We start from the raw sequence: 523 nt of genomic DNA on the forward strand, positions 1-523 counted from the left end.
AAACTCCAGAAGAGGCAATTGATTATCTAAAAGCTATTCAAATGATAATTTCTGCTATGCCTAGATTGAATCAAGACTTATTTTTTGTCTTACTACAAAAATTATCAAAGCTTGCTCCAGCTGATATAACCAAACTTTCTGCTTCTATTCTTGAACTTGAAAAAGCTAAAAACGAAGCCTTTATGCTGAAAGATATATTCTATAGAATAAGTCCTCAGGATCTGAAAACACTTCTTCCTTCTTTAACTGAAATTCTTGGAAAAGAAAGAAGCTTCTTTACTAGTTTAGTTGAGAAAATTGCCCCATTAAAAGAGCCAGATCTTTCAAAATACACGCCAGTTTTTTCTGTTTTCGCAAAACTTGATAGAAGGGAGCTTTCCAGCCTTTCTGCTTCTATAGCTAGCTTGAGTGAACAAGAATTTAAGAACTTCTTGGACAAGGCTTTAAAAGAAGGAATAACTGAAAGGAAAGGCGAAGATTTGTTTAATACCATTAAAAAATTACTACCAGTTCCGGGAAAGAA

Annotated in this window: 1 protein-coding gene; it reads left to right on the forward strand. The window is 33.5% G+C overall.

The window, feature by feature from the left end; genetic code table 11:
* On the forward strand, window positions 1–523 hold a 523-nt coding region (locus NZ841_08575; protein MCS7202813.1), incomplete at both ends, for a hypothetical protein.

Origin of the sequence: Dictyoglomus sp. (assembly GCA_025060475.1) — a bacterium.
In the GTDB taxonomy this organism is placed as follows: Bacteria; Dictyoglomota; Dictyoglomia; order Dictyoglomales; family Dictyoglomaceae; genus NZ13-RE01.